The following is a 26481-nucleotide window of genomic DNA, read 5'->3' on the forward strand; positions in this document are numbered from 1 at the left end:
ACCGCATTTCTCAGGTTGGGAATATTCCCTCTTTGGCAACTATTATTCGTGAAAAATCTGTTCTCAATCCTTTTGGTTTGTCATGGATGCCTGAATAACTGTTTCCCCGAAATATTGAGGGGATACGATTATTTTATCTGCATAAAACATCCCAAATGTATTCATACATCCTTGTAGTGCTTTAAACCCACCTACCAAATTGAAATATATTTCATAGTTTTTTTCCTTCTTGTCTTCCTTCACTCGTCTATGAATCCAGTCCAGCAAATTGTCAATTCCGTGATTGAAATCTTGAGTATTAGCTGTTGAAAGTTTTGCAGGGGTGTACACTTCAACACTAATTCTTCGCTCCCTTAAAAATTCTTCAACAATCTTTGCTGTGATTTTTCCCTGTGCTGTATCTGTAGTAATTAGTACATGATGATCTAGCCTACCTTTTTCTAGTTGATCGTCATATAAGCCATAAATACCATTCAGTTCAGCACTCGTTTCTCTGATCTCGATTGTATTAGCTTTGTTGAGCTTATCTTCAGCCCTCAGCTTTAAGTCTTGAATGATATTATCAATCTCAGAACCAGGATTAATCTTTTGTTCAGTTAGATTAGCATTGTCCTGCAAGCAAAAAGACCAATCGGATTCAGACTTTTTCTTACTATTAATTTGATTGGTAAGTAAACTTGTACCAACAGTTGAAATAACTAAACGAGGTTGAATTTGACGAGGCATAGCTTGTTCTCCTAATTCTTAAGGTATCAATGTTGAGATTGTTCTAAGTGGATTAAACTTTAGTTTTCTCTCTTTTTTTCTCTCTTTTTTCTCTCTCTTTTTTCTCTCCTACCATTGCTGTATGCTCTCGTGCTAGATAGCCTAGATAGAGCTGTGCAATTTTGAGATGAATGTTTCTTTCGATTCTCTCCCGATTCTGAGTATCGGTCAGATAAGATTCCAGAGGATTATTTTTAGGTATATTTTTTCTCAGTTTTTGTAAGATTTTTGTAACATCTTCATTTAATTTGTTAAGTTCTTTAACTAAAGCTATCGCAAACATATCTTCTTCAACGAGGCTTTTCCAGATAAGACTAGAATCTTTGCGACCTATCTGATAGCGAATATAGTTTTTGATAACTTCAAGGGAAGAACTAGAATCAGTAGCAACTGCCAGAACATTTTTGAACGGAGATTTTTCATCTTTGTTGTCAATGGAGAATTTTTTAGCGATCCTGTTTACTTTTTCAAGTATTGTGTCCATCTGATTGCTTATTTCTCGCTCTATTCTCAGTTCTAATTGTTCTTGTAAGGACATATCCAAAATCTCTAACATATCTACACTGCCTCCTCTCTAAATACATTGTGAAATTCGTTGCAAATTTGTATTTGACCAAAACCTTCGCAAGTTCGATCGCCCAATCCCCTCATTTCCAACTCTCCCAATCTCTCAATCCAAAGCCCTGGTTGAGTTGTACTGAACAAATAAACCGCTCCTTTATTGGTGATCAACTCTACATCTTTCATCAAGCCCCAGCCAGCATTCCAACCAGACAGAAAATCGTAACTGCTGTAAGCCGCCTCCAAACGCAAAGATTCATCTTTATCTTTAACCTCTGCAAACTGGTGCAACATCTTTTCGGATATTATAGTTGTACGTCGCCAGTTTTCAGTCAGTATAGCATCGGATTGCAAGTCTAAGGTGAAATAAGTTCGGCTTGTTGGTGACTCTTTAATCGGATCACCAAAAACTCCCCATTTATCCCAACGCTCTTTCAATTTTTTATTGAATTTAGCGATGCGATCGCTCACATCTATCTTAGCATCAACAGGATTTTTTGTGTGAATTTCCACTTTCCCCAATCCTCTGGAAGTCGAACCGCCCAACCGAAAATTTTGATTGCGAGTCTGAATGAAATTCCGTAGAGATTCTGCTAAATTCTCCTCGACTAAAATCGCACCTCGATAGTAAACAGGATTTTGTTTGGTTTCCTGAGATTCATTCAAAACTTCCAAACTGTAAAGTATTTCTTCCTCCGATGTAGCCCTGCGACGATTAATCCCAACTCGCGTTAGCAGGCGTTTGTTGACCTTAAGACTGTGATACTCATCATCGACTTTACAGTAAAAAGTAATTCCAGTAGCATCGACTCTCTCTCCGTCTTTTGGGCAATTTGGATCGTAGGGATATCCGTAACCTTCAGCACAAAAGCGATCGATTAAAGTGTCAAAAACGCCATTTTTTTCTGGATCGTCCTCTTCCTCTTTGAAACCAGGCTTATTTTTAGAACTGAGTGCTGTTGTAGGTAAAACTCCATACTCTTCCAATGTATCTTTAGAGACTATATCGCCATCAACTATCAGTGCTGGATAAGCATTTTGAAAAATTGCGGGATTTTCACTCAAGAATAAAGCTTGAAAATCGCCGCCATTTTTGGTCAAATCGGTCGATCGCCCATTTGACAGATCCAAAATCTGAGCAGCCACAGCACCCCGAATCACCGTACCGGGGATATAGTCTACAGCCTCGCCGATCGAACCTCCCGGCTTCTGACGGGCGATCGCCAAAGGAGACAAAGCCTTAATTTCCAGTTCAATTCGCTGCATTTTTCCCTCCCCTTGCTAAACAATCCCAATCTGCATCAGTAACTTCAAAGTTCGGTAAAGTTTCCCAACTCAGCCATCCCAAACCAGCCGATTTACTTCCACCTAATGCGTGAATGTGTTTGAAACCAGCCAACATCAAAGGTTTGGCGTAACTGGGACAATTTGGTAACAGATGAATTTCACCTTTAAATCTCAGTGAAACATTAGGTGGAGAAGTCTCTAAAAAGTAAAGCTTTTTCTCTTCTGCGGTGCCGCGGCGGCGATTTATTGTCACTCCCGGACGTATAAACTCAGCTAAATTTTCTGGTTCTTCCGTACAAATTAAATCTTCAAAGATTACCCGCGATGGCAAAACTGGATCGCCAAATATTTGACTAATTAAACAGTGATAAGTCTCATTATATCCTAAAACTTCGTATTCGCTGCGACCAAAAATATTCGGTTCTTTGTCTCTGCGAATTACCATGTTTCCGGGACTAGGAGACTCGGAAATCTTCCAACCCAAACCTCTAGCAATTTTCTCGCATTCGTGGCGGAGGCGACCTTTGATTTGAGAACCAGGAATTAGCAGGTTTCCTTCTGCATTGCGGACAATTGGCTTATCTGCAAGGGAACCGGAGGAACCGCCCGCACCTACACACAAAGCTGTATCAATTACTGCTGTAACTGTGTAACTATCAATTGACCTTGATAAAGTCGTGAGAACAATCATAATTCAACCTCCGCATCTACCGAAATCTCTGAACTTAATTGGGAATCTTCTTCAATCTCAATGAAATCGTAAATGTCTACAATTTCTCGCCAAATGGTTTCATATACTGTTAGTTTGTTTTCCTCTATCACAGACATCCAGGGAGCCAGATTACCATTATTTTCTGGATTTTTGGGTTTACACCAAGCTTCTTCAAACTTTTCTTGAAGTAGTTTTGAGTTAACATCTTTGAGTCTGGTTCTGAAATAGCGGTAGTTGAGGATTGTTGTTTGTTTTCCTTGTTCTAGGAAACTGCGAATTTGGTAGAGTTGCGATTTGGGGAATTCAGCTTTTTTCAGCGCTTTGACAGATTCAATCAATCCGCCAATTTCGTACAAAGTGTAAGGTGCCGCGTACAACTTAAGTTTTGGAGAACTGTCTTTGGTTAATGCTTCGTTGCGGAAGTCTTCGATGCTGGATGAAATTGCAGTTACAGATTTCATCACCAAAAAATCAACTGTACCTCCACAGTATCCGTGTTTTTTTAACTCTTTAGCACGTTTTTTGGCTGATTTGAGCAATTGTTCGTAAAGTTTTTTGGCATAGTAAATCGGAGTTTTATAGTCGGCAATTAACACGCCGATCGATGTACTTAATTGACAATTGCTAGGTTTTGGTTGTTTTTCCAAATCTGGACTTAAGTAGCGGTGACACTTACTTAGATCGATCGGCTTTTCTTGCAGATTGGCTTGATAGTTACCTTTGATGTTGACGCCGGAGATTTCAACTTGTTTGAGCAAGATTTGTTCAAACTGTTCGCCGATGGTTTTGGCGATCGCTAATGCCCGATCGGCCGGCACAATCAAGATAATGTCATCACCACCAATCGTAATAATCTCAAAGGGATGAATCCAAGCACCATCTGGAAGAGTCGATTCTGACTTGTTATTTTCTTTGACTTGGCGGGGATGAAGATGTTCGGCTAAGGCTTGAAAAACAGCATATTTAGTAGCATTGTCAACATCTTCGCTAAAATTTTGATATTCTTGGGGAGTGGTAATTTTTTGAATGTAGCCACCCATGTTATTGCCATCGGCATAGATGTAGGCTACAAAGCCATTACTCATACTACCAAGCTGAGTTAAAGATTGAGCCACTTCCACTGTTTTAATCTCGCGATTGCCGCAGTATTTTTGAAGTTTTCCGGGATGCTTTTTTAAGAAATCTTCAAACTTGTCAACCCAACCTTCAATGACATCAGCAGCCCATTCTTCGTTTGTATACCAATGAGTTTCTTTCATTATTCCATTCTTAGCCCGATCGCCCGCTTTGCGTTTTCGTGCAGAAACCTCCGAAAACCAAGGACTCCCCGGAAGACCTTTTTCACTGCGATTGTCGGGATTGTCGGTAGCGCGAGTGATAGCCGATCGCCGATCCGACTCATCTCTTTGCAAATAAGGGTGCGTTTCCAGCATCGGCGGATAGCGGCGGCTGGGGCGATTTTCAAAGTCATTGCCACTGCGCCGCTGATTAAACATCACGGCCAATTTAGTAGTTAATTCATTAAAACTCTTGCGATTAATAAACGCCTCTTCCACATGAGATACCTGGACAGGTTCGTTTGACTCTCGATCCAGCTTGCCAAAATAAGCCTCAACTACGGCATCATTATATGTTTGGCGGTATTTATCTAGCCAGAAAGTTTGTTCTATCGAGTCTCGTAACAAACCAAATCGAATTTCTAAAAGATTAAACTTATCTCCAACCGCACAGGAATTAGCAGTTAGGGTTACAAAAGAATAGCGTTTTTCAATGGCATCACTTAACTCATTTACAAAAGCTGCTGGGCAAAAAGCTAAGATATTCCCACCAGTGGAATAGACAATCATCTCAGGAATCAAAGCTTCTGAAAGCTTAGGTTGTCCGCCAAAGTTTTTACCCAGCCATTTTCTTACTTCTAAAGACTGAATTTTATCACTTGGAGATTCAGGACGTTTATCAAAAAAAGCAGGTAAGTCAAGTAAGTTGATGCGATCTAGAAGTGCAGATGCACCGCGAATATCTGGCAGTTTGGCATCTTCAAATACATATTGCTTAACCTTGGTGACACCGCCGTACACTAAACCAATTTTCCCCGGCTGATTCCACAAATTCGGGTATTTATTTTGCAAATCAGTTATTGTTTGCGGAAACTCTTCTCTGGAAATCTTCTCTGGAATAGCCAGAAGTTCCCGAACCCGATCGACAATTTCCCTCACCTGAGCCGGCACTTCCTCCCCAGAAGCCAACGCCCGTCGCATTTCCTGCAACACATCGATCGCAAATTGAGGTTCGCGTCGATCGCCCCAAGCGACACACCAAGCAATACCGATCGCAATACTGTCCATATGCAAACCACTCCCAATCCGGTATGACAGCCCAAAATTGTCTTAATAACTGGCAATTATTTAACGTGCAATTCCATCTAACTTTCTATTTTTACCTAAATTACAGACAAAATCAACCGCCAGAAAAATAATTCCCAAATCCCCCAACTCCTATCAAGCCAATCATTTTTCGCACATAACTTGCTCTGCACCTACCCAAAATGACAACAAATAAGGTAAAGTAAACGGCACAATAGTCTAAGGTTCTCCAACTGCCGCAACTCGGCAAACCGCCCGTACAGGCGATACTAACCCCTAACAATCGAAAAAAATGCAAACCTACTACTACGTTTTAGCCAGCCAACGCTTTTTACTCGAAGAAGAAGCCCTTGATGAAGTGTTTAAAGAAAGAATTCGTAACTACAACGAACAAGAAAAACAGATTGACTTCTGGTTAGTCAAACAGCCTGCTTTTTTAGAATCACCGACTATGGCAGAAATTAAAGCAAAATGCCCTCAGCCAGCCGCCGCCATTGTTTCTACCGATCCTGTGTTTATTACTTGGTTAAAACTACGATTAGAATATGTGCTGACAGGTGAATTCCAAGCACCATCAGCAACTATTCCCGATGCCCTCGCATCCCTACAGCCAGCATGAACAAACTAGCACAAAAATCTACAGCAAAGCAGGGAATTTTAAGGGGGAATTTAAACAAACTTTTAGTTCGTTTTCCCTTATTTTCTGCTACTTCGATCGCCCTTTTAGTCTTGACAGTTTTATCGAGTTCTGTTAAAGCTGAATCAAGTTGCGAACCGCCACAGTCAGACGAGTATTTACTGTTAATTGTTACCAAAACGCCGGAACAGCAAGAAAGAGCAAAACGCTCTTTCCCCGGAAATACTGACAATACAGTTTGTCGGTACATTAACGACACGGTGACGCGGGTTGGTGGGTTTCGTAACTCGCAAATTGCTACCGATTGGGTGAAATACATCAAAGATGTTGTCGGACTGCAAGCTTACGTAGTTCGATCGCCCGCAGCAGCACTTCCGCAAAACTTGCCAGTCTACAACCCCCAGCCAGCAGCAGGTTCAGAAGCAATCGCCAATCGCCAGACTGGGAATAGTGGGTTCAATCCGCAAGCCCTCGGCCCCGGTTACGCCGTGTTGGTAGATTACTTCAATCAACCGGAATTAGCCGGCCAAGTTAAGCAAGCATTGGGTACGCAAGTAGGCTTAGCTTCCTACGGCCAACGTCCCTTTTTATTCGTTGCTTATACAACGGATCAAAATGCTGCTACTGCGGCCGTAAAAGCATTAAGCGATCGAGGTTTTTGGCCGATGTTGGTAGACAGCCGCCGGGTTACGGTAATTACTCCTGCTGTTAGGTAAAAGAGATAAGACGGCGGTTGAAACCGCGTCTATACAAACGATGTCCGCCTCCGCGGACTTAAGAAAATAACGTAATTTTTACAATCAATTCTTCAACCCGCGGAGGCGGGTTTTGTTTGTGTAGACGCGGTTTCAACCGCCGGGTTTTTTCAACCCGCGGAGGCGGGTTTTGTTTGTGTAGACGCGGTTTCAACCGCCGGGTTTTTTCAACAACCCGCGGAGGCGGGTTTTGTTTGTATAGACGCGGTTTCAACCGCCGGGTTTTTTCAACCCGCGAAGGCGGGTTTTGTTTGTGTAGACGCGGTTTCAACCGCCGGGTTTTTTCAACCCGCGGAGGCGGGTTTTGTTTGTGTAGACGCGGTTTCAACCGCCGGGTTTTTTCAACCCGCGGAGGCGCGTGAGTGTTTGTGTAGACGCGGTTTCAACCGCCGGGTTTTGTTTGTATCGACGCGAATTCCATTCGCCGGGGTTTTTCAACCCGCGGAGGCGGGTTTTGTTTGTATCGACGCGAATTCCATTCGCCGGGGTTTTTCAACCCGCGGAGGCGGGTTTTGTTTGTATCGACGCGAATTCCATTCGCCGGGTTTTTTTAACCCGCGGAGGCGGGTTTTGTTTGTATCGACGCGAATTCCATTCGCCGGGTTTTTTTAACCCGTGTCGGCGGGTTTTGTTTGTATAGACGCGAATTCCATTCGCCCGGTTTTCCTAATTAACAATTTATGGTTTTTGGGGAGGCTGTGGGCTAATTCCCGGCTGACTTTCGGCCCGTTTTTTTGCTTCGATTGCGGCTCCGTAATCCGGTTTGTAGCGGATTGCTTTATCATAGGAGCCGATCGCATCTCCGAATCTTTTTACCGCTACCAGGGCGTTACCGAGGCTATACCACGCCTCCGGGTAGTCGGGTTTCACATAGACGGCTTCGTTGTAAGAGGCGATCGCATCTTCGTACCGTTTCAAATTGTATTGAGCATTGCCTCTATTGTACCAGCCTTGAGATTGTTTCGGATTTAAATCTAAGGCTTTCCTATAACACTCAATAGCTGCTTCGTACTTGCGTAATTCGTGGTACGACCAACCTAAATTATACCATGCTTGATGATAATCCGGTTTTAATTTAACAGCTTGTTCGTAAGCTTGTACCGCTTCTTCATGGCGGCGCATTTTCAGCAAAGCGATGCCTTTACTGTACCAGGCTTGATAAAAATTTGGCTGAAATCGCACCGCTTTTTCGTAAGCCTCAAAAGCTTCTTGATTTTTGTTCAACTCTAAGTAAACATTACCTAAGTTGTACCAAGCATCAGAATTGTCAAATTTAATCTCAACTGCTTTTTGATAGGATTCTACCGCTCGATCGTACTGTTTTAACTTTTGATAAGCTTGTCCTCGATTGTACCAAGCACGGTACAAATCAGGCTGAAATTGGACGGCTTTTTCGTAGGATGCGATCGCCTCTTCGTACCGCTGCGAGTCTAACAAAGTATCGCCTCTACCTTGCCACGCTGCGGCATAGTCGGGTTGGATTTTTAAAGCGTTGTCAAAAGATGCGATCGCCTCTTTTGACTGTTGCAACTTGTCCAAAGCATAACCGCGTCCCGCCCAAGCCTCCAAATATTCCGGCTGTAATTCTATTGCTTTATCATAGGCTAACTGTGACTCCTTATATTTTTTTAACTCATATAAAGTTTTAGCTTTTTCCTGCCAAACTTCCGCGTATTCAGGACGGAGAGTTATGGCTCGATTGTAGGCGGCTAGAGCTTCTTCAAATCGGCTTAAATTGTAAAGAGTAATACCTCGATTATGCAAGTCAGTTGCATTAGCAGAATTAAAAGTATTTACACCATAAATTGATGCTATAATAGTAATGCCAATAAAACTCGCGATCGCTAATATTTTAAAATATAGTTTTTTTCGTGGTTTTTGCGGCTTCTTCACAGCAACAACTGGAGGTAATACCGGAATAGTACCACTAAAATATTTTTTCAATTCTTTAATAGCTTCCAGCGTTTCGCCTGCACTCGAATAACGCTGCCGAAAATCGTACTTTACCATCTTATCTAAAATCTTGGCAAATTCAGGACTCACCGATGCTTTATCCTGCCAAATTATTTCTTCTGTATCAGGATTTTTCGGCATTTGATGAGGATTGATGCCCGTTAGAAACTGAATTGCGATCGCACCTGCGGCATAAATATCGCTGCTGAGTTTCGGATTACCATGAGATTGTTCGCTGGGCATATAACCGGGCGTACCGATACTCACGCTTAAGCTATTCTTGGGCTGAGGATTGGTGATTTGAGTAGTAATTTCCTTGACTGCGCCGAAGTCAATTAACACCAACTTACCATCTCGATCTCGGCGCAGAATATTGCGGGGATTCACATCGCGGTGAATCACATTTTGCTGGTGTACAAAATCTAAAATTTCTAGAAGTTCCTGCAAAATAGCAATGACTTCATCTTCTTTCATTCCCCCGGGACTTCCCGCAGGAAATTGAGGGATTTCTTCACTTAAATCGTGGCCTTCGATAAATTCTTGAACGAGATAAAACTCTTGATTTTCTTCAAAGTAAGCAAAAAGTTGCGGAATGCGATCGTGATTTCCCAACTTATACAAAACTTGTGCTTCCGTATCAAACAAACGTCTTGCTACCCGTAGAGTTTCGGGATCGGTTGCTTGAGGCTTAAGCTGCTTGACGACGCAAAGGTGATTACCTGGTAGCTGCTTATCTTCAGCTAAATAAGTTTGAGCAAATCCGCCGCCTCCCAAGTGACGGATAATGCTGTAACGAGTGCCGAGTGTGATTCCAAGCATGAAGTTTACCTGATATTTCCGAGTTTTTCTCCCCTTTCGGAGTCAAACAGGGGTTGGGGAGAGGTTTTGTATCTGATTTAGTTTAACTAATTTGCGATCGCCCTTGTAGCAGAAAGTCTGTCACAATACCAGTAGATTCTGCCGACAAGTGGTAAAATGGTCATCTAATCATCTTTTCCCTGACAGTTGTCAGTCAAAAAACAGTAGTCAGTTTATGGAGAATTAGCTTGCAACCAGGCTGTCAAATCTTCGGCGTTTGAAAAATCTAACAGGGCTTCTGTTAAATCATTCAATTTGTCGATCGACAATTCGGCAATTTGGGTTTGAACATCGGGATTTATTTGACCAAAACGGCGATTTAGCAAACGCATAATAGTGTTTATTTGTCCTTGTTGCCTACCTTCTTCCCTACCTTCTTCTTTGCTTAAAGCCGCAGATCCCTCCTGATCTTGAACTAAAAACTCTTGCTCTTGCAAGGTATCAAATTCTTCTCGTGTCAAACTAACTTGATTTGCAATTTCAAAAGCTCTCTGAATTTGCGGAACTGTAGCCATTGTTTGAGGCACTTCATTCAAAGTACCAGTGGTTTTAATAAAGTAAATCCACTTGTCTGCAATTGTTTCTAAATCCTCCAATTTTTTATGAAATTTCGGCAACTCTACGAATACTAACTCCATTTGATTATCGGGATAATCCGATAGGCGAGTTCTTTCTTTAAAAACAAAATGCGAAATCACATCTTCCGAGTCATCAAACATTTTAAAATCTGTGATAGTCAAAGCAATCACAGGCCGCAATTGTCGGTAAAGTTCTCCCATTGTTAATTGCAGTGCATAGGTTTTGGCAGCATTGTACAAAACCCGCTTGCTAAATGCCTGCACGTTCAACACTTGCATTTCGATAATTACAAATGTGCCGTCATTGAGTCTGGCTTTGACATCTAAATAGCTGTTTTTAAGTCCGACTATCGGAGGGACTAGAGAAGGATCGATGATTTCCAAACTTTCAATTATGGTTTCCCCGTCATAAAGCAGAGCATTTAAGAAACTAATCAGAATATCTGTATTTTGATTCGATCCAAATATTCTTTTGAAGGCGAAGTCAATTTTGGGATTGATGAATCTCATGTTATTTTTCTCCCTTAATATGCGTATGGTGCGGATTGTACACTTTACTTTGATTTAACATGGTTTAGACGCATGGGCTAGAAACCCGGTTTCTATGATTTGTGCCAACAATAGCGATAAATCTACGAAGAAACCGGGTTTCTGATGTGAGCGTGAGTAAGTCCTATTTTACTTTAAACGGCTTTCAAAATCTCATCGTCAACAGAAAAATCTATCTCCGCTTTGTCCCTTCCCGAAACTACATAATCATTCTGAAATGAATCTTTCAATCCCGAAACTAAGTCAAATTCCGGCTTCCAATTAAGCTCGGTGACAGCTTTATTAACTGATGCGAAAAAGTGCTGCAATCGCATCGGGAAAGCTTTCTTTTTGCCGAAGTCAAATTGTTTCGGATCGTAGTGTACAATCTTAATAGCATCGGGTGATTTGCCTGCTGCTTGAATGCAGGCGCGCGCTAAACCGTCAAAGGTGACAAATCGATCGCCCGAAACGTTGTAAATTTGCCCGATCGCCCTAGAGTTACCCAAAACCGCCGCCATCGCCATCGCCAAATCCTGACAGTGCCCCAACTGCGTGAAGTGCATCCCGTTACCCGGAATCGGAATCGGGCGATCGCGCGCAATGCGATCGAAAAACCAAGCCTCCAAATCGTTATAATTTTGGGGCCCGTAAATGTAAGTCGGGCGAATCGAAGTCCAAGGCAAACCGGACTCAGCTAAATATTTCTCAGTGTCGCACTTACCCAAATGTCGGCTTTTGGGATCGGTAGCGTCTCCTTCGATATGAGGCATTTGGTCAGATTTCAAATAAACCCCCGCAGAACTCATATAAACAAAGTGCTGCACCCGCCCCTTAAATATCTCAGCTAAAGGCTTCGTATCGCTCAATTCCCGACCGTTGTTATCAAAAACCGCATCAAACTCGACCGCAGATAATTTTTCTTGTAATTGTTCGACATTTGTGCGATCGCCCAAAATCTGTGTCACACCCGAAACCGGCACAGGCTTATTGCCCCGGTTAAACAACACCACCTCATGCCCTTGTGCTGCTAAAATCTTAGTAAGATAAACCCCAATAAACCGAGTACCGCCCATCATTAAAATTCGCATTATTGCCGATGCTCCTTACAGTTAGTCTAAATATCTTACAATAAAGCGAGTAAGCTATTCTGCATTTAAATTGCGCGTCAATCATAAATCAAATTCTTGTGGGATGGGCTTCTAGCCCGTCCCGAATATACAATTTAAACACAGAACAGCTTATCTTGCTTTACTAACAGTTCGCGCTCGCATCAACACCAAAGAAAGAAACCGGTTTTTAAGCCGAATATCCTGGCGGCAACCTGTGTATTTTCGTAAAAAACCCGTTTTCTACGTCCCGGAAAACTCAAATAGTGCGATCGCTCAAAATAAACATAATTTTAATCCCCTAAAATAACCCTATGCAAGTTCCCCGGCTGCACCCAGAAACCATCGAAGAAGTCAAACAAAGAGCAGACATAGTAGACGTTATTTCCGGTCGAGTAATATTGAAAAAACGCGGCAAAGAATACGTCGGATTGTGTCCTTTTCACGATGAAAAATCTCCCAGCTTTACCGTCAACCAATCCAAACAAATGTACTATTGTTTCGGCTGCGGTGCAGGCGGAAATGCCTTTAAATTCATCATGGAATTGGATAAACGCTCTTTCAGCGAAGTAGTATTAGAACTAGCTAAAAATTATCAAGTCCCCGTCAAAACCGTCGAACCCGAGCACCGACAAGAATTGCAAAGGCAAATTTCACTGCGCGAACAACTCTATGAAATCTCAGCACTAACAGCCAAATTTTACGAACACGCCCTGCGACAAAGCCAAGGAGAAGAACCCTTAGCATATCTCAAATCCGATCGCCACCTGGGCGAAGAAACTATCCAAAAATTTCAACTAGGTTATGCACCCCAAGGTTGGGAAGCACTTTACAGTTATTTAGTAGAACAAAAAAACTATCCGGCGCAATTAGTAGAACAAGCAGGATTAATTGTACCGCGCAAATCAGGCGGAAGTGGTTATTACGATCGCTTCCGCAATCGGATCATGATTCCCATTCGCGATACCCAAGGTAGAGTCATCGGTTTCGGCGGGCGAGCTCTCGGCGACGAACAACCCAAATATCTGAACTCTCCCGAAACAGAACTATTCGACAAAGGCAAGACTTTATATGGCTTAGATACAGCCAAAACAGCAATTAGCAAAGCCGATCGCGCGATCGTCGTAGAGGGGTACTTTGACGCGATCGCACTTCAAGCAGCCGGCATCTCCAACGTCGTCGCCTCCCTCGGCACAGCCCTGAGTTTAAACCAAGTGCGGCAGTTATTGCGGTATACTGATTCCAAACAAATTATCCTCAACTTCGATGCCGACAAAGCAGGCACGAAAGCAGCAGAAAGAGCGATCGGAGAAATAGAACAACTCGCCTATCAAGGAGAAGTACAACTGCGGGTACTCAACATTCCCGACGGCAAAGATGCCGACGAATATCTCAAAACCTACTCTCCAGAACAATATCGAGAATTGCTCGAAAACGCTCCATTATGGCTAGACTGGCAACTGCAACAAATGCTCATCAATCAAGATTTAAAGCAAGCAGATACTTCCCAGCAAATCACCAAGAAAATCATTAACTTACTAACCAATATTAGTGACGACAATCAGTTATCGCATTATTTGCAAAAGTGCGCCGAAATTCTTAGCAAAGGAGATTTTCGCCTTACCAAGATGATAGCCGAAAACTTACTCAATCAAGTAGTCAGCGATTGGGGACAGCGGCTGAATCAAGACGAAACTTTGACAATGCCACTGTTAATCAGAAACAAACTCAAGCCTAGCAAACAATATAAAAAACAGCGTACCAGCAGCGCCACTAAAAACTCAAAAACAGGATTTTCAGTAGCAGCCCGGAGTTTGTTAGAAGAAGCAGAAGCGCAATTATTGCAGATTTACTTGCACTGTCCCGAATATCGGCAAGAAGTCAGAGAAGCCATAGAAGCTAGAGACGTACAGTTTAGCCTTTCTCACCACAGATTTTTGTGGCACCTGATTTTGAATGCAGAATTATTGCACAAAATGTCTTTACAAATAGCGCCGACTGAGTTAATATTGAAATTGCAAGATAGTTTCATTGAGTATCCAACTCAACTCAATCAAATATCGCATTTATTTCACTTAAACGAGTTTTCAGAAAAAAATGTTTATCGCGCGCCTTTAGTCATTCGATCGGCGATCGCCTGTATCGAGCAAATTCTCAGTATTAAGCGGCGTAGAATTGCCCTCGATATGTGGAAAAAAACCGATGCAGCAATTGAATATTACCAACAACTCTGCGCCGAACAAGAATGGATAGAGGAATTAGAGAGGTTGCGTCAAGTTAATTTTTACGATTTAACCTCCATACCCTGGGCTTAAGAAGAAGGACTAAAGTCCTGACTACAAACCAGGTTCGTAGTGAGGAATTCAGTCCTTAAACAGGTTCGTAGTGAGGACTTCAGTCCTTCTTTCGTTCGTAGCCACGCACCTGACACATGGGGTGGAGAAAACAACATTTGTTCTGTAACAAAGCTTTTTGTAAATGGTATAAGGTGCGTCGCCATGAGATTATCGATTACCTTCAGGGATTTTTGAGGGCGACACACCCTACAAATACTATTATAAATGGGAGCGGGTGCGTCGCCATGAGATGAGCGATTATATTCAGGAATTTTCGAGGGCGACACACCCTACAAGGTACAAGCTAGGTTCGTAGTGAGGACTTCAGTCCTTCTTTTCACCAACGTTTTAATAATCGCAAAACAGAGTTTCGCGAGTCTCCCTACCAGTCACCGGATTAGTACCTTTGGCAACCTTACAAAGCTTTTCGATCATATCGTCTCGCAGCAGTGTCTCAGTAAAATCAGCACCATCAATCACCGCTCCTTCGAGTCTGGTATTGTAAGCAAAAGCACCCTCAAGGATAGCATTAGTTAAATTTGCTCTCATCATGCGAGCCAAATCCAAAGTCGCACCAGTAAAATTTGCACCTTCTAAATTTGCTTCTTCCATATTGGCGGCAAAAAAGCTGACGCCCCGCAAATCTGCCTTGGTAAAATTGCTGTTGCGAAGATTAGCTTTATTAAAACTGTCGTCAGTCAAAACTTGTCCAGTAAAATCAGCGCCCACTAAAATTTCTTTGTCGTGATCCAAGGCGAAAGCAGGTGCGGGATTGATACCGATCGCCCCAGCCGCAATTATTGCTAAAATAACAAAGCTGAGCAAGAAAGTATAAATATGTTGGCGAATTCCAGAAGTCATACAAATTAAAGCTAATGGGCAGCGATGACAGTTCAAAATTGAATTCTACCAGAAAGCGATCCTCTTCGCTGACGGATGCCGGCTCTAATTCTCCGCAATCCACAAACTCTCGGGATTTGGGCACGTTGGGAGAAAACTTAGTCGCCGAGTGGTTAGAGCAGCAAGGCTGGGAAATCCTGCACCGTCAGTACCGCTGTCGCTGGGGAGAGATTGACATCATCGCCCTCGGAAGAGATGAAGCAAGCCAAAAAAACCCAGGCATTTCCAATCACCAATTCCCGATATTAGCTTTTGTAGAGGTCAAAACTCGCCGTCGGGGAAATTGGGATGCTGGCGGAATGCTGGCTGTTAGTGCCACAAAACAAGCCAAACTTTGGCAAACCGCCGAAATATTTTTAAGCACTCGTCCAGATTTAGCAAATAATTCTTGTCGCTTTGATGTCGCCCTCGTCAGGTGCGAACCCTCTGGGCAAAACACTAAGCACATCATACCACCCCTAACGGGCCCTAACTCTCAATCCGCCCTTGCCGGAAATTACCTGCTCACCCTGCAAGCATACATTCGATCGGCTTTTAGCGATTAGAAGTCAAATGAAAAATTACAGGCTAAAATTAAAAAGCAATGCCACTTGGTAATTTTTAATTGTTAACTTGCCTTGACTTTGGCCCATTGGTTTCTTCATCTGTAACGGGCGTGGAAAAAGCGTTAAATCCTCTGCCTCTCTTGCCTTCTCCCGCTCGGACTCTGCGATCATCGCAGGCAATTTATATGCTCCGCAGTCTAGGCGAGAGTTTCCGGGCAATATCCCAGACCCTTGACAAACTGCTGGCGAAACGCTTCAATTTCCTTGCGATCGGGGCTTCCGTGACAAACCACGGCGACTTGGTAGCGGCGCATCACGCTCAGTGGCGACTGTCCGGTTTCCAAACTCCAAAGTGCCATCTGCAAGCGAATTTCAGCATCGTAAGGAATTCCGAGTTCGTTCATAAAAGCCCGAAAATCCCCGTGCATTTCTGGAGTCAAATATTGGCTCATTTTCACCTTCACCACCCAGCCGTCTATTTGGTGAATAACAGTGATAAATTGCAATGGAAGATGACTAGCCGTGCGTAGGAAATCCACGACTCTCAGAGTGAGGCTAGTATTGGCGATGTAGTAGAGGTATTCCATAACTATCCTTCGAGCAAAGCTGATGCTACACCTCTATCGTCGCGGGCTATACCGGCAACCACAAGGGGAAAAGCACCCGACTTGGGATGGGGGTTTTTACCCAATTTGTTACCCAGTTGACAGATTTTTGACAGGAATTCACCCGATGACAGAGATTGACTGGTCTTTGGACGGTTATGACTACGAACTTCCGCCCGATCGCATTGCCCAAAATCCCGTAGTGCCGAGGGACAGTTCTCGCTTGCTGGTGGTAGACTCTCCCAGCAGCCAGCAACACCGGATTTTCCAGGATTTGCCGGATTTGCTTGAACCCGGAGACTTGCTGGTACTCAACAACACCCGTGTTCTGCCGGCGAGGCTCTACGGGCACAAGCCCAACGGCCCGGCTGTGGAGATATTGTTGATGGAAGAAAGGCAGCACAACTGCTGGCTGGCTTTGGTCAAACCGGGGAAACGCTTAAAGTTGGGAGCCAAAATAGAGTTTGAACCCGCCTCCTGTGATGAATCGGCAGAAGGCCCTTGCTGTTGCCTTCCCGATGCTGTGGCAGTCGATCGTCGGTTGACTGCGACAGTAATTGCTAGGGACGAGTCAACAGGAGGACGGCTGTTAGAATTTGACATCCCCACAGATGCGACTCTGGCGAAGTTTTTGGATGAATACGGCCACGTACCTCTGCCGCCCTACATCGATAAGTCCCAGGCTGCACCGGAACAGTACCAGACTGTTTATGCAGAAAAACCTGGGGCGGTGGCTGCCCCTACAGCAGGCTTGCACTTCACCGAAGAATTGTTCAGCCGCTTGGATGAGCGGGGAATTGATAAAACTTTTGTCACCCTCCATGTCGGGGTAGGAACGTTTCGCCCCGTGGAAGTAGCAGACGTGACAACTCACCAAATGCACAACGAATGGGTGGAAGTATCCGCTACCACCGTCGAGAAAATCCGCGAAACTCAAGCTAGAGGCGGGCGGATCTTTGCTGTGGGTACAACAGCAGTACGAGCTTTAGAGGGAGCGGCTGCGGCGAGTGGCGATTTTTCCTTGCAGCCTTTTTGCGGCCAGACAAATTTGTTTATTTATCCAGGTTACAAGTGGCGGGTTGTGGACGGGATGATTACCAATTTTCATTTACCGCGCTCTACTTTGATGATGATGTTAAGCGCGATGGTTGGAAGGCCTCGGCTGTTGGAACTTTACCAAGAGGCGATGGAGCATCAGTACCGTTTTTATTCTTTTGGCGATGCCATGCTGATTTTACCGGAGGCAAAAAAAGATTAAGTGAATATCTGACACCATTCTCAACCTTTCCTTTAGGGCGGCCCGAAATGGCCACCCCACAAGAAAATATATGTGTTGGCCAACAGCCCGGAAAGCCTGTTAAGCGAGAATGGTGCAAAATATCAGAAATGCCAATTGTTAATTTTTAATTGCTTTATTCTTCCTCCTCTTCCTCATTGCCGGGATACACGAAGCTGTTGGAGCGGCCAGTCAGAACTGATTTGCCCAGAGACAGAGCTTTCTGAGCTGCCACTACAGCTTTGCGCTTCCATGTGGCTTTACGCATATTCTTTCTGGATTTGGAGGTTTTCTTTTTAGGGACTGCCATGACGCTAAATACTTTCTGGTTGTATAGACAAACAAACATTCTAGCCGATTTTGCCTCGCTGGCTCGATCGACTCTCCGATAAGTGTTAGCCAAGCAATATCCCGCAGTAGCAGTAGGGTGCGTCAGCAGCTAGCCTCTCGAACCACACAGCAAATCTCCAGGCTGACGCACCCTACAGTTAAATCCCCGTAGCAGTAGGGTGCGTCAGCAGCTAGCCTCTCGAACCACACGCCAAATCTCCAGGCTGACGCACCCTACAGTTAAATCCCCGTAGCAGTAGGGTGCGTCAGCAGCTAGCCTCTCGAACCACACAGCAAATCTCCAGACTGACGCACCCTACAATTAAATCCCCGTAGCAGACTGACGCACCCTACAATTAAATCCCCGTAGCAGTAGGGTGCGTCAGCAGCTAGCCTCTCGAACCACACAGCAAATCTCCAGGCTGACGCACCCTACAGTTAAATCCCCAGTAGTAGGGTGCGTCAGCAGCTAGCCTCTCGAACCACACGCCAAATCTCCAGGCTGACGCACCCTACAGTTAAATCCCCGTAGCAGTAGGGTGCGTCAGCAGCTAGCCTCTCGAACCACACAGCAAATCTCCAGGCTGACGCACCCTACAGTTAAATCCCCATATTCGTCGTATCGTAGTATCGTAGGGTGCGTCAGCAGTTAGCCTCTCGAACCACACGCCAAATCCCCAGACTGACGCACCCTACAGTTAAATCCACCCAATCTTCCCATCTCCCCCTCTCCTGCTTATAGTTCGTGAAAGTAGTACATTACAATGCCAGTAACAGGGTCATTCTCGATGCTGACATAACCGGTTTTGAGCATTGCGGTGAAAGCCTCTTCCACTTGGGCAAAAGTAGCACCGGTAGCCATCACGCCTTGAGTGACAGATAATCTGCCGTTCTTGGTATAAGCTGCCTTCAGGAGTTTAATCCCTAACTGTTCCGCGGTTTGCTTCTGGTATGTCGAGGCGATCGCCCCGTTGGTAGAAGATAGCGGTATACCTTGGGGAGATACGCCGAGTTTGCCCCTGAGAGTGGCATTGTGTTCGTCCACCATCTGCGGCAGCAGCAGCAAGTCAAACAATTGCCCGAACCCAAACAACCCAAAGGTACACAGCCACAGCAAACCTGTGCCAATCTTGCCGTTGTAGAGGCGGTGGAGTCCGAATGGGCCGAAAAAACAAGCTGCCCATAAAAGGTAACTAACACCTAAATTGCTCATTTTATGCCCGTCCTGCCTGGTTATTCTAAGAATTGGAGTCCCTTTATACATTTTGTACTTTCTATCTGGTGTTTGAACAGTTTGACAGCAGCAGATATTTGTGCATTGTCGGAAGTTATTGGTTATTTACAATTCCCCATGCCCTGTTTGGCTCATGCCCTGTTTGGCCCATGCCCATGCCCGTAAGTAATTGTGCGTAGCAATTCTTAACGCCAGCGACATATTTTTGGGGCCAAGAGCTTGGTAAACTAGAGGGCGTGGAAATTACAGCAGCTTTGAGCTGGATTCTACGCGGTTCGGGCTACCGGTGCTGGCCGGAGATACAAGGGCGATCGACCTCACCCGCCCGACACCCGAAACAAGCAAGTTGTTATAAGAAAGCTCCCTGAAAACCCTGTGGCTTCAGCCCAAGGATGAAAGGGAATGGCAGACTTTAGTTTGCTTTGACACAATTAACCAGGGCAGGCTAAAATTAGTTTTTTCATTAATTTTGTCAGTACAAGACATTAAAACCTACCCCCGGACTGGGGGAAAGTATACGTCTGAGGAGCTAGTTGTAAGACTAGGATAGCAGCCCGCCATTTTTGGCAAAAGGATTGCGCCCAGAAACCTGATTGCTCAGGATATTACGGCCGAAAGGTTTTAAGAATCCCCTTGCCTTTAGGCAGGGGAGTGTCAAAAGCAAAAAATCTAATAAACATATGGTAGATTCCCTCAAAAAACCCGCTTTTGCCGAACAGCAAGAAGCGAAAACCCCAGCCAAAGAAACTATTCTCACACCGAGATTTTACACAACAGATTTTGACGAGATGGCCAAAATGGACATCTCGGTAAACGAAGCCGAACTCGAAGCAATTATCAAAGAGTTCCGCGTTGACTACAACAAAACCCACTTTGTGCGAGATGCCGAGTTCGATCAATCTTGGGAACACATCGACGGCGAAAAGCGCAAATTGTTTATTGAATTCCTCGAACGCTCTTGCACCGCTGAGTTTTCCGGCTTCTTGCTCTACAAAGAATTGGCCCGCAAGCTCAAGGACAAAAATCCGGTACTCGCCGAAGGTTTCTTGCTGATGTCTCGCGACGAAGCGCGGCACGCCGGATTCCTCAACAAAGCGCTGTCGGACTTTGGTTTGTCCTTGGATTTGGGTTTCTTGACAAAGAGCCGTAGTTACACATTCTTCAAGCCGAAGTTTATTTTCTACGCCACTTACTTATCCGAAAAAATCGGTTATTGGCGCTACATCACAATTTATCAGCACTTGAAAGCGCATCCTGAAGATCAGATTTATCCGATTTTCCGCTTCTTTGAAAATTGGTGCCAGGATGAAAACCGCCACGGAGATTTCTTTGATGCGGTGATGAGAGCTCAGCCTCAGATGTTGAATGACTGGCGCGCTAAGCTGTGGTGCCGCTTCTTCTTGCTGTCGGTATTCGCCACGATGTATCTCAATGATATCCAGCGCGGTGGTTTTTATCGATCGCTCGGACTCGATGCTCGGGAATACGACATTGAAGTAATCAAAAAGACCAACGAAACCGCAGGCCGCGTCTTCCCCGTCATGCTAGACGTGAACAATCCAGAATTCTATGAACGGCTGGATATTTGCCTCAAAAACAATCAGCAATTGACCGCAATTGTAGCTTCTGAAACTCCGAAAATTTTGCAATTGTTCCAAAAATTGCCTCTGTATGTGTCCAACGGTTGGCAGTTGGTGAAACTGTATTTCATGAAGACGATCGAATCGCCTTCTGTTGAAGGTGCAGTGCGTTAATTTTTGATTTTTCATCCTCTGTTACGGCGGTTCTGCGGAAGCGGAACCGCTTTTTTTTGCTATGATGTTATACCAATTATGAAAAATATTGCTACATACAAATTAGAGAATTTCATCTGTAGGGAAACGGCATTGCCGTGTGCGGCCAAGAGTTATGAATAGCGACTGGCTGAAATACTCTAGGGATTTCTGTTTTTCTCCCAAATCTGAGTAGACTAAACCGATATTGTTGAGGGTGACAGCTTCTGAGGAGCGATCGCCCGCTTCTCGATATAGTTTTAATGATTCTTCCCATTTGGCGATCGCTTGTCTCTTCGATTCTACTGTGCCTTGCTTAGAAAGTTGCTCTGCTCGATCCTAGGCCCTTTCAGCCGCCACGGCTTCTGGGTTTCCCTGTTGCTGCGATCCGGCTTGACTTTTAATCACAGTGGGTGCAGCCATGACAGGTGGACTTAGCAGAATGCTAGCACCGATCGCTAAGCTCCAGCGCCCCCAAACCCAAAGCATGAGATTCATAAACACCCACTTAAACAACACCTTGTTAAGCGCTATCATAGTCGATCGGATCTTGCTCGCGTGTGCTTTCCCGCTGCGTGCCGCTTACGCTATTGTCAAATTAGTATTTTAATCTTAGAGATCGCTCTGCCATCTGCCATCTATATTTTCTGCTGTTTTATGAGACTCAACAAAAAACTATTCAACAAATCAACTGTGATTTTTGCCCTGGGAATGCTCGGCGTTTTCCTGATGTCATTTCTGCTGCGCTTTTGGGAACTGGAGCGATTTAACGCTTTTGTATTTGACGAGGTTTATTACGCGAAGTTTGCCAACGATTATCTCACGAAAACACCTTTTTTCAACGCTCACCCGCCCCTGAGTCAGTACATAATTGCGATCGGGATTGCGATCGGCACTCACCTCCCCTTCGGCAAAACCGCAGTCAACAGTCTGGCAGGCTCCATGCTCTCCCCTTGGGATTACCGCTGGCTGAATGCCCTCACAGGCTCCTTTATTCCGCTAGTTGTCGGAGCCCTGGCTTATCAGCTACTTCGGCGCCGTACCTTTGCTTTTTTGGCTGCTTTCTTTATCGCCTGTGACGGTTTATTTTTAGTTGAATCTCGCTATGCACTGAACAATATTTATCTGGTTTTGTTCGGAATATTAGGACAGTTATTTATTCTGAAATCCGTAGAAGCAAAAGGCAAAAAGCGCTGGCTGTGGTTGGTGCTAGCCGGGATAGGTTTCGGTGCTTCTGCTGCCATTAAATGGAACGGGCTGTGGTTTCTCTTCGGTACATATCTAATTTTAATTTGCGCGTGGGTGGTGCGTTTTTTCCAAGGAAACCAAGGAGAGCGAGAACAGAATGCCGAAGTAAATGCGGCTCTTCTACCGCCAGAAAGTCCAGTACAAAAACTGACTCAACTCAATTTTATAGAAGTTGGATTGAGTCTAGCTGTGATTCCTATTTTAGTTTACAGCATCTCCTGGATTCCTCACCTGCATCTCAATCCGACTCCCAACTTTTGGCAGATGCAAACGGAAATTTTGACTTATCACCAGCGGATTAAAAGCGGCCCTAACGTGCATCCTTACTGTTCGGCGTGGTATAGTTGGCCTTTGATGCTGCGCCCAATAGTTTACTTCTACAAAACTGTTAGCAGTAATGCCCAACCAGATCCTGTTTTGCCAGCTTTACCCAGCGGTGTGAATCCGGTAATTTTTGACGTGCACGCGATGGGTAATCCTTTTCTTTGGTGGCTGTCAACCTTAGCTTTACTGCTAGTAATAGGAGTTTTAGTTCACCGGGTTTTAGTGTGGCAGCAAACGCGCAGCGAGACTTCTGTTGAGGCGATCGAACAGCAGCGACCGATTTTGTTTCCGCCAACTGCCGAAATGTGGCTGGCGCTGTATTTAATAGTTAACTGGGTGGCTAATTTGCTGCCTTGGGTGAAGGTGACTCGCTGCGTATTTTTGTACCATTATATGGGCTGTTCTGTGTTTGCAGCCTTAGCGCTTGCTTGGTGGACTGACAGGTGGCTGCACAGCCCTCAAACTCGCCTCCGAGGCATGGGAGTAACAATTATTTTTCTAGTTTTGGGTGCTTTTATTTTCTGGATGCCTCTGTATTTGGGACTGCCTTTGTCGCAAATGGAATGGAAAATTAGGATGTGGCTGCCGTCTTGGGTTTAGGTTAGAATATACAAAAATTGTACACGCTCTAGAAACCCGGTTTATTTGTGTAAACTGGACTTACGCATCAAGCTAAAGAAACCGGGTTTTTACCAATCTGCGGGTGCAACGAAGGATTGTCGTAAAAAACCCGGTTTCTCACCACCCGCGTGTCAGTCATAATAGAAATCTTATGTCTAAAAACTCCCCAAAAACTTCTGCGGAAATGGAGGCGATCGCCCGCGCACCCAATCTTGTTGAAATCAACAAACAAATCCGGGACTTGATTATAGATTATGCCATTGGATCGGCAATTATGGGACTCAACCCCCTGCCGGGAACTATGACGGTGACGCTTCTAGCTGCAAGCGTGTTGCTGTTAAAAATGATGCGGGATATTGGGGGAAGATGGGGCTATCCCAAGGGTCAAGATGCGCTGGCTATCGGAGGCAATCTGTTCGGGGGTTTGGGTTCGTTTTGGGTCGCGTTTATGGCTTGGGTATCGATGTATGGTTTGGGTTTGTTTGTGCCGTTTGTGGGCGGTTTTGCGCTGGCATCATCGCTGTTTGCGCTGACTTGGAGGGTGGGACAGGCGACGCATCTTTATTATGCTAGCGGGCGTCAAATGGATGCAGCGCAACTGAAGCAAGTATTTGATGATGCTCAACCGGAAGGAGCAACTTTGTTTAAGACGAATATTGGGGCGATCGCATCTCAGAATCAAGTAGCAGAAAATTCGATTAAATCCCTCAATGATGACTTGATCAATGGTAAAATAAGTCAAGAGGAGTTTGAGGGAAAACTTAAAGATATTCTTCATTAAAACCTGTCACCCAAATAAAAATATGCAATTCAGCCTGGATCTAGAAAACTATCCCAAAACTTTACCAGACCACACTCAGCTACCAGAATCAGACGGCACTTTTGTGAAAAACTTTCAAGAACATCCCCAAAGCATTCTGTTAACCGATTCCATTAATCCTGTCTTCCAAAGTATTCATCCAGATGGTAATTACTGTATCGGTCAAGATAGCGGCATTTACTGGCGATTGACAGAGCCGCTAGAAAAGGGTTCAGAAGCACCAGATTGGTTTTACGTTCCCAATGTCCCGCCAAGTCTTGACGGTCAATTGCGCCGTTCCTATGTGATGTGGCAAGAATTTGTAGCACCGTTAATTGTGTTGGAATTTGTATCGGGAAATGGTTCAGAGGAACGGGACAGAACGCCTTTGTTGCGATCGGGTAAACAGGAAACTAAGCCTGGTAAATTCTGGGTTTATGAAAATGCGATCCGTCCAGCTTTTTACGGGATTTATGAAGTAACCAAGGCGAGTGTTGAAGTTTATCACTTGATAGAAAATAGGTATGAATTAATGGCTGCGAACGATCGCGGTCATTATCCAATTCCAGCGTTAGGAGTGGAATTGGGAATTTGGCAAGGAATGTATCAAAATGTTGATTTACCTTGGCTGCGTTGGTGGGATAATGAAGGTAATTTGCTGTTGACTGGATTTGAAAGAGCCCAACAACAACAGCAAATAGCTGAACAAGAAAGGCAAATAGCTGAACAGGAAAGGCAACGAGCTGAACAACAACAGCAAATAGCCGAACAAGAAAGGCAAATAGCTGAACAAGAAAGGCAAATAGCTGAACAGGAACGGCAACGAGCCGATCGCACTCAACAAGAATTAGAGCAATTGCGCGCTCAGTTGCGATCGGCCGGAATTGAACCTCAATTGTGATAAAAGCCTTGTTGGGAGGGAGCTAGACCTCTTGCAAAAGTCTTTTTGATCAACTTTGGGAACGGGCAAGATGCCCGTTCCACATAAAAAAATATCTTTGTGGAACGGGCATCTTGCCCGTTCCTAACTATTTTTGCAACATGGCACTGTATTGGCAAATAAGAAATAAAGGATGAGGTGAGAAACCTGGTTTTTTACGAGAATCCTGGATTGCAGCCAGCAGATTAGGTGAAAAACCTGGTTTCTTTAGTATTGATATTGAGACTGAGTTTATGACTAAATATATTGCACCAAAAATCACCCGCCGACAACTGTTACTTGCAGGATTAGCCGCCGCCTCAGCAGCTACAGCAATACCTGAATATTTGCGACGGAAAGCACAAAGCGATCGCCAGAAACAAGCCTTAGCTTTACTCAACGACAGAGAAGCCAATAGAATTTTCTTGAAAAGCTTAGAAGCGGATGCCAAAAAAATCAATGAATCCCGGCAAATCCAAGCATCTGTCAAGCTGTCTCCGCCGCCAATTCCCTACAATCGCGAGATTTCTAAACTGCTCATTCTGTGCAGCAAATTGGCAACACAGCAGTACCTCAAAGGTAAGTTAGAACCTAACTATGATGGTAATATCAAATCCTTGCCAGCTTACACTGCTAAGTTAAACAATTACACTTTCGTTGCTGCTATTAAAGGAGAAGAAGCCAATATTTCCGAAGAAGTTGAGATAGATGTTATTCAGCCTGTGGCATCTCCGAATACCGCACCAGATCCAATCGGAGAAAATGCAGATACTGCTCAAGATTTCATTAGAAATACGGCTAAAGAAGTAGTTAGAATTAAGCGGAGAATTCCGGTTTATTTTGGTTTTGTACTCGGCTCAAAAAAACACAATATTATTGTCTTTCGCGGCACGCAAAGAACTATCGAATGGGTACTCAATATCAATGCTGTCTACGCTACAAAAGAAAGTAAGGTTTTTAGTAAGTCCTACGGTACAATTCATCCGGGTTTTTCAACTATTTACAGCAATATTGCCGCTCAAACGCTGGAAATTGCCAAAAAGCTGAATCCGTCGGTTCCTTGCTATGTATCGGGGCACAGTTTGGGCGCTGCGATCGCAACTTTGGCTGCGATCGACATTGCGGTGAATATTCCTCGGTTGAAAAAGCAGGTGCAGTTGTATACTTATGCCAGTCCGAGGGTGGGCGATCCGGTGTTTGCGAGGGAGCACAACCGAGTTATACCGAACAGCTATCGCGTGGTAAATTTGGCGGATGCTATTACGCTGGTGCCTTTTACGGTGTTCTTTAAGACTGAATATGTCCACGTGGGTGAGGAGTGGGCTTTTTTGGCGCAAAATGGGGATATGATGCCGAATCACGTGGTGGATACCTACAGAAGTGCGATCGACAAACAAGTCGAAACGAACAAACCGCGAACCTCCCCAAATTCCGGTTTAAAATAGTGGAAATAACAATTCCGAGAA

At 44.4% G+C, this 26481-nt stretch carries 24 protein-coding genes; 10 read left to right on the forward strand and 14 right to left on the reverse strand.

The features are described 5' to 3' along the window. Positions 1-63: 63 nt before the first annotated feature. The 5 genes from QZW47_RS23890 to cas10 are packed head-to-tail and all read right to left on the reverse strand — an operon-like array spanning position 64 to position 5670. Entirely contained in the window at positions 64-726 is a 663-nt protein-coding gene (locus QZW47_RS23890) for a putative CRISPR-associated protein (RefSeq protein WP_293132566.1), read from the reverse strand. A gap of 52 nt (positions 727-778) precedes the next feature. Next, positions 779-1303, reverse strand: a complete 525-nt coding sequence (locus QZW47_RS23895; protein WP_293132569.1) for a hypothetical protein — start codon at positions 1301-1303, stop codon at positions 779-781. Positions 1304-1323: 20 nt separating this feature from the next. Then, positions 1324-2592, reverse strand: coding sequence for a CRISPR-associated RAMP protein Csx10 (gene csx10 / locus QZW47_RS23900; protein WP_293132572.1), 1269 nt, complete (start codon positions 2590-2592; stop codon positions 1324-1326). Next, positions 2579-3304 carry an RAMP superfamily CRISPR-associated protein gene (locus QZW47_RS23905; RefSeq protein ID WP_293132575.1) on the reverse strand — a complete coding sequence of 242 codons (726 nt, stop codon included), beginning with the start codon at positions 3302-3304 and terminating at the stop codon, positions 2579-2581. Before QZW47_RS23905 ends, csx10 begins: the two co-directional genes overlap by 14 nt. Then, positions 3301-5670 (reverse strand): type III-B CRISPR-associated protein Cas10/Cmr2, encoded by a 2370-nt coding sequence (gene cas10, locus QZW47_RS23910; RefSeq protein WP_293132578.1) that lies wholly within the window; start codon positions 5668-5670, stop codon positions 3301-3303. The genes QZW47_RS23905 and cas10 overlap by 4 nt, the downstream gene beginning before the upstream one ends. A 310-nt stretch (positions 5671-5980) precedes the next feature. Between cas10 and QZW47_RS23915 the strand changes: the two genes are divergently transcribed. Together QZW47_RS23915 and QZW47_RS23920 are read left to right on the forward strand one after the other, a co-directional pair. Further along, a complete protein-coding gene (locus QZW47_RS23915) occupies positions 5981-6307 on the forward strand; it encodes an MgPME-cyclase complex family protein (protein WP_293132581.1) in 327 nt (108 codons plus the stop codon). Then, the gene (locus tag QZW47_RS23920; RefSeq protein ID WP_293132584.1) at positions 6304-7041 is read left to right on the forward strand and encodes a hypothetical protein; all 738 of its coding nucleotides are present in this window, start codon (positions 6304-6306) and stop codon (positions 7039-7041) included. The genes QZW47_RS23915 and QZW47_RS23920 overlap by 4 nt, the downstream gene beginning before the upstream one ends. Positions 7042-7758: 717 nt before the next feature. Here QZW47_RS23920 and QZW47_RS23925 read toward each other — a convergent pair. From QZW47_RS23925 to QZW47_RS23935, 3 genes are all read right to left on the reverse strand, one after another. Continuing rightward, positions 7759-9852, reverse strand: coding sequence for a tetratricopeptide repeat protein (locus QZW47_RS23925; protein ID WP_293132587.1), 2094 nt, complete (start codon positions 9850-9852; stop codon positions 7759-7761). A 212-nt stretch (positions 9853-10064) separates the two neighbouring features. Further along, positions 10065-10979: an Rpn family recombination-promoting nuclease/putative transposase gene (locus QZW47_RS23930; RefSeq protein ID WP_293132590.1), complete on the reverse strand. Its 915-nt coding sequence runs from the start codon at positions 10977-10979 to the stop codon at positions 10065-10067. Between the two features lie 173 nt (positions 10980-11152). Further along, positions 11153-12088 (reverse strand): NAD-dependent epimerase/dehydratase family protein, encoded by a 936-nt coding sequence (locus QZW47_RS23935; protein ID WP_293132593.1) that lies wholly within the window; start codon positions 12086-12088, stop codon positions 11153-11155. 332 nt (positions 12089-12420) lie between these two features. Between QZW47_RS23935 and dnaG the strand changes: the two genes are divergently transcribed. Continuing rightward, positions 12421-14421, forward strand: coding sequence for a DNA primase (gene dnaG / locus QZW47_RS23940; protein ID WP_293132596.1), 2001 nt, complete (start codon positions 12421-12423; stop codon positions 14419-14421). Positions 14422-14790: 369 nt separating this feature from the next. On the opposite strand, the gene QZW47_RS23945 is transcribed toward dnaG, so the two are convergent. Next, positions 14791-15303 (reverse strand): pentapeptide repeat-containing protein, encoded by a 513-nt coding sequence (locus QZW47_RS23945; protein WP_293132599.1) that lies wholly within the window; start codon positions 15301-15303, stop codon positions 14791-14793. A 14-nt stretch (positions 15304-15317) separates the two neighbouring features. Between QZW47_RS23945 and QZW47_RS23950 the strand changes: the two genes are divergently transcribed. Beyond that, a complete protein-coding gene (locus QZW47_RS23950; protein ID WP_293132602.1) occupies positions 15318-15887 on the forward strand; it encodes a YraN family protein in 570 nt (189 codons plus the stop codon). Positions 15888-16084: 197 nt separating this feature from the next. On the opposite strand, the gene QZW47_RS23955 is transcribed toward QZW47_RS23950, so the two are convergent. Further along, entirely contained in the window at positions 16085-16474 is a 390-nt protein-coding gene (locus QZW47_RS23955) for a hypothetical protein (RefSeq protein ID WP_293132605.1), read from the reverse strand. A 145-nt stretch (positions 16475-16619) separates the two neighbouring features. Between QZW47_RS23955 and queA the strand changes: the two genes are divergently transcribed. Beyond that, positions 16620-17750, forward strand: coding sequence for a tRNA preQ1(34) S-adenosylmethionine ribosyltransferase-isomerase QueA (gene queA, locus QZW47_RS23960; protein ID WP_293132608.1), 1131 nt, complete (start codon positions 16620-16622; stop codon positions 17748-17750). A gap of 154 nt (positions 17751-17904) precedes the next feature. On the opposite strand, the gene rpmF is transcribed toward queA, so the two are convergent. After that, entirely contained in the window at positions 17905-18078 is a 174-nt protein-coding gene (rpmF, locus tag QZW47_RS23965; RefSeq protein ID WP_293132726.1) for a 50S ribosomal protein L32, read from the reverse strand. A 756-nt stretch (positions 18079-18834) separates the two neighbouring features. Continuing rightward, complete coding sequence (locus tag QZW47_RS23970; RefSeq protein ID WP_293132611.1) at positions 18835-19311, reverse strand: TM2 domain-containing protein; 477 nt, start codon at positions 19309-19311, stop codon at positions 18835-18837. 701 nt (positions 19312-20012) lie between these two features. Between QZW47_RS23970 and acsF the strand changes: the two genes are divergently transcribed. Then, positions 20013-21086, forward strand: coding sequence for a magnesium-protoporphyrin IX monomethyl ester (oxidative) cyclase (acsF, locus tag QZW47_RS23975; protein ID WP_293132613.1), 1074 nt, complete (start codon positions 20013-20015; stop codon positions 21084-21086). Positions 21087-21188: 102 nt separating this feature from the next. On the opposite strand, the gene QZW47_RS23980 is transcribed toward acsF, so the two are convergent. Beyond that, a complete protein-coding gene (locus QZW47_RS23980; protein WP_293132729.1) occupies positions 21189-21389 on the reverse strand; it encodes a tetratricopeptide repeat protein in 201 nt (66 codons plus the stop codon). 54 nt (positions 21390-21443) lie between these two features. Continuing rightward, positions 21444-21602 carry a hypothetical protein gene (locus tag QZW47_RS23985; protein WP_293132615.1) on the reverse strand — a complete coding sequence of 53 codons (159 nt, stop codon included), beginning with the start codon at positions 21600-21602 and terminating at the stop codon, positions 21444-21446. Positions 21603-21761: 159 nt separating this feature from the next. Between QZW47_RS23985 and QZW47_RS23990 the strand changes: the two genes are divergently transcribed. From QZW47_RS23990 to QZW47_RS24005, 4 genes are all read left to right on the forward strand, one after another. Further along, on the forward strand, positions 21762-23276 hold the full coding sequence (locus QZW47_RS23990) for a phospholipid carrier-dependent glycosyltransferase (RefSeq protein WP_293132618.1): 1515 nt from the start codon (positions 21762-21764) through the stop codon (positions 23274-23276). A 172-nt stretch (positions 23277-23448) separates the two neighbouring features. Continuing rightward, complete coding sequence (locus QZW47_RS23995) at positions 23449-24078, forward strand: hypothetical protein (RefSeq protein WP_293132621.1); 630 nt, start codon at positions 23449-23451, stop codon at positions 24076-24078. Between the two features lie 22 nt (positions 24079-24100). Continuing rightward, on the forward strand, positions 24101-24997 hold the full coding sequence (locus tag QZW47_RS24000; protein WP_293132624.1) for a Uma2 family endonuclease: 897 nt from the start codon (positions 24101-24103) through the stop codon (positions 24995-24997). A 272-nt stretch (positions 24998-25269) separates the two neighbouring features. After that, complete coding sequence (locus tag QZW47_RS24005) at positions 25270-26460, forward strand: lipase family protein (protein WP_293132627.1); 1191 nt, start codon at positions 25270-25272, stop codon at positions 26458-26460. The last annotated feature ends 21 nt before the right edge of the window (positions 26461-26481 follow it).

The sequence above is a fragment of the Microcoleus sp. bin38.metabat.b11b12b14.051 genome, from assembly GCF_013299165.1.
Classification (GTDB): domain Bacteria; phylum Cyanobacteriota; class Cyanobacteriia; order Cyanobacteriales; family Microcoleaceae; genus Microcoleus.